The following is a 3,328-nucleotide window of genomic DNA, read 5'->3' as shown; positions in this document are numbered from 1 at the left end:
CCCGACATTATGGAGCGGTATTGATGGACGATGATTTCAATCTGGACGAATCAGGAGAGCAGGGATCCGGAACGGATAGAGTCTCTTACCGCATACCTATCGGCACCTATGATGGTGATATCACGGTGACCGCCAAGGTATATTTCCAAGTCACACCCCCTCGATGGCTTGCATCTATGTTCGAATATGAGAGCGAGGATATCGACCTATTCGAATGGATGTATGAGTCATCAGATAAGGATCCTGTACTCGTAGCCTCAGATGAGATCATAAGTGGAGCCAGTAGTGTAGAGCTGGTCGAGTTGGATGAACTGATCACTATCTACCCCAATCCTACATTCACAGGCGAGGTGGCCATTCGCAACTCAGCCCATTTCAGCATAGATGAAGTGGAGATATGGGATGCTGCAGGTAAGCTTTGCTATGCTAGGGATGTGCGGGGCAATACGGTCTTTGTCCAACTACCCGATGCCGCAGGACTCTATTTTGTCCATGTCAAGGCTAAGGATTCCCGGGTGGTGTACCAAGTACTCAGGTACTGATACGCTTGATAGAATGGAATCTATGGCTGAGTTGCTCATCAGATAAGCGTACGATACCTTCAGGGCTCAATCGGTCGATACGTACCCTTCCAGACGCATGAATGATGCGTTGCTCATCCAAGCAGAATCCTACGTGGTGGATCCTTCCTTCTTCTTTCTGGAAGAATACGATGTCCCCAGATAGGTGCTTTCCGAATTCGATAGACTCCCCTTGTTCCGCTTGTTGATAAGCGTCTCTCGGAAGATCTGCACCATGACATGCCATACAGACCTGCACGAGACCAGAGCAGTCAATTCCCCAGATAGAACGGCCTCCCCACAGATAGGGGGTATTGAGAAAGAGGTGGGCAGTAGCGATGGGGGAATCAGGGCCAATCTCGGTAAGAGCTGTGAAGTCTTGTATTTCTTGGGTGGTCAAGCGACTCCCAGGAGAGATTCGGATGATCGAATCATCACTTAGAGTAAGAAAGCCGGGTGAACGGATTAGCTTGGTATCCAAAACATCGGAGGTGTATTCATGCTCCTTTGCCAACCATCCCTCATAGCCATCGTGTGAGCATCTGACCCGTATCCATGTACCTTTCTGTTCAAGCACGGTGAATTCTTCGCCATAAAGTAATTGACTGACCATTTCTGAACGGTCAGTATCTTTGTTTCTCAGTGGAATGGAAGCGAGTTGGGTACGAAGTCGCATGAGTGTATAAATCTGTTGATCAGTACATTGGATTCAGTGACTTATGCTACAACATTACGTCTAATATTGAAAGAGGTATATGACTGCGTTGAGAATTCTCAACACAGGATAAAACTCTTGAGAATTGCTTAAAGACGTTCCGAGAATTCAGATGAAGACCAAATGGTTCTTGACATCCTGGTTGACCAGCGCGGTCATCATGTACGCATTGTCATTTCTATGGCATGGGGTGCTCCTGAATGACTATGTCAATATCAAGTATCCGATGTGGCTGTACTTCTTATTGGCAGGTGTCGTGTATCTGGTCATAGGTCTGATACTCACCTATTTATACTACTATACATACACCAAGAAGATGCAATACAAGGGAGCACTCATGGGCGCTTGCTTGGGATTTTTCATCTATCTCATTGCCTTTGTGCTCGGTGTCTCCTTCAATCAGAACAGCTTACACCATATCGTGGTGGATTTCATTTGGCAGATGGTAGAGCAGGGTATAGGAGGTTCTTCGGTCGGCTTCCTTTTCGGCTTTCTCAGTCACATGCACAAAGTGGAGAACCCTGACGGTCAGTCATAGCGTTCCTTCCACCAATGTTTCAACCTATTGGAAATCTCCTCTTCTCGTTTATTCTGTCCTGGAGAATAGAAGTTCTTGTCTTTCAGTTCTTGGGGTAGGTAGTCTTGAGGTATGAAGTTCCCTTCTCCCTCATGTGCATAGGAGTATCCTTTGCCATAATGCATCTGTTTCATCATGTCTGTAGGAGCATTTCTCAAGTGCATCGGTACAGATAGGTCACCGCTTGATCGCACTTCTGCTATTGCCTCGTTAATGGCGGTATACGCAGTATTGCTTTTAGGAGAACTTGCTAGGTAGATCGCACACTGGGAAAGAATGATTCGGGACTCAGGCCAGCCCACTTGGGCCACTGCATCAAAGGTGGATTGTGCCATGAGCAAAGCATTCGGATTGGCCAGCCCGATATCTTCAGAGGCTGCTATCACCAGTCTCCGTGCGATGAATTTAGGATCCTCGCCACCTTCGACCATTCTGGCCAGCCAATAGACGGCCCCTTGTGGATCGCTTCCCCTGATGGATTTGATGAAGGCTGATATGATATCGTAGTGCATCTCACCGCCCTTGTCATACATGGCCAGATTCTCCTTAATGACTTTCTCCACCAAGGAATCTGTGATGATAAGTGGTCCTTGATCGTGTAATTGAACCAGCAATTCCAGAGCATTGAGAAATTTCCTTCCATCACCGCCACTTATACGGTGCAGGGCTGAGAATTCCTGAATCCGGATATCCATGGGACTTAACACAGGGTCCTCTTGCAAAGCGCGCATAGCCAGGCGCTCCAAACTTTTCTCATCCAGTGATTTCAGGACATACACTTGACATCTGGACAGTAAGGCGGAGATGACTTCAAATGAAGGATTCTCAGTAGTGGCACCAATAAGGGTGACCTTGCCCTTTTCTACGGCTTCTAGCAAGGAATCCTGTTGGGACTTACTGAAGCGATGTATCTCATCGATGAAAAGAATAGGTCGCTTACCTGCGAACAATCCTTGATTCTGACTCTTGTTGATGACCTCCCGCACATCTTTGACTCCCGAATTGATCGCGCTGAGTTTGTGGAATGGGCGGTCGATCTCATGGGCGATGACCTCTGCTAAGGTCGTCTTACCGACACCTGGAGGTCCCCATAGAATGATCGATGGAAGGGAGTCCTTTTCTACGAAGTGGTGTATTGCACCCGATTTCCCGAGCAAGTGATCCTGACCGATGATCTCAGAAAGTCTCTGCGGCCTGATCCGTTCTGCTAATGGCCTATTCTCCATTCCGAGTGTGTTTCCATCGCTTATGACTCCATAGCCATTGCTCAGGATATTTTCGGATCAATGCTTCAACGTCCCGATTGGATCGGACGGTGATCTCTCCTTCGGCAGTGGATCTGGGATCCATGGTCAATACCTCGAACTCCACGGAATAGCGACCCCTCTTCTCTCGGATGATCCGACCCATCACTACGGGGATATCATATTCCTTGCTCAATCTTTCAGGTCCGGTGAATACCAGGGTATCCCTTCC

5 protein-coding genes are annotated in these 3,328 nt (G+C 47.8%); 2 read left to right on the top strand and 3 right to left on the bottom strand.

From position 1 onward, the window contains the following. A partial coding sequence (locus HKN79_08305) for a T9SS type A sorting domain-containing protein (GenBank protein NNC83565.1) occupies positions 1-542 on the top strand: 542 nt, incomplete at its 5' end. Here the strand turns inward: HKN79_08305 and HKN79_08300 are convergent. After that, a complete protein-coding gene (locus tag HKN79_08300; protein ID NNC83564.1) occupies positions 532-1,236 on the bottom strand; it encodes a C40 family peptidase in 705 nt (234 codons plus the stop codon). The two genes, HKN79_08305 and HKN79_08300, sit on opposite strands and share 11 nt — an antisense overlap. Before the next feature lie 151 nt (positions 1,237-1,387). Between HKN79_08300 and HKN79_08295 the strand changes: the two genes are divergently transcribed. Beyond that, positions 1,388-1,813: a hypothetical protein gene (locus HKN79_08295; GenBank protein ID NNC83563.1), complete on the top strand. Its 426-nt coding sequence runs from the start codon at positions 1,388-1,390 to the stop codon at positions 1,811-1,813. On the opposite strand, the gene HKN79_08290 is transcribed toward HKN79_08295, so the two are convergent. Together HKN79_08290 and HKN79_08285 are read right to left on the bottom strand one after the other, a co-directional pair. Then, complete coding sequence (locus tag HKN79_08290) at positions 1,804-3,078, bottom strand: replication-associated recombination protein A (protein NNC83562.1); 1,275 nt, start codon at positions 3,076-3,078, stop codon at positions 1,804-1,806. The two genes, HKN79_08295 and HKN79_08290, sit on opposite strands and share 10 nt — an antisense overlap. Further along, positions 3,068-3,328, bottom strand: a 261-nt coding sequence (locus tag HKN79_08285; protein NNC83561.1) for a lysophospholipid acyltransferase family protein, incomplete at its 5' end; no start/stop codon positions are given. The genes HKN79_08285 and HKN79_08290, both read right to left, overlap by 11 nt.

The sequence above is a fragment of the Flavobacteriales bacterium genome (genome assembly GCA_013001705.1).
In the GTDB taxonomy this organism is placed as follows: Bacteria; Bacteroidota; Bacteroidia; order Flavobacteriales_D; family JABDKJ01; genus JABDLZ01.
Note: the sequence above shows the minus strand (reverse complement) of the source record. Positions and strands in the feature narration are given on the sequence as shown.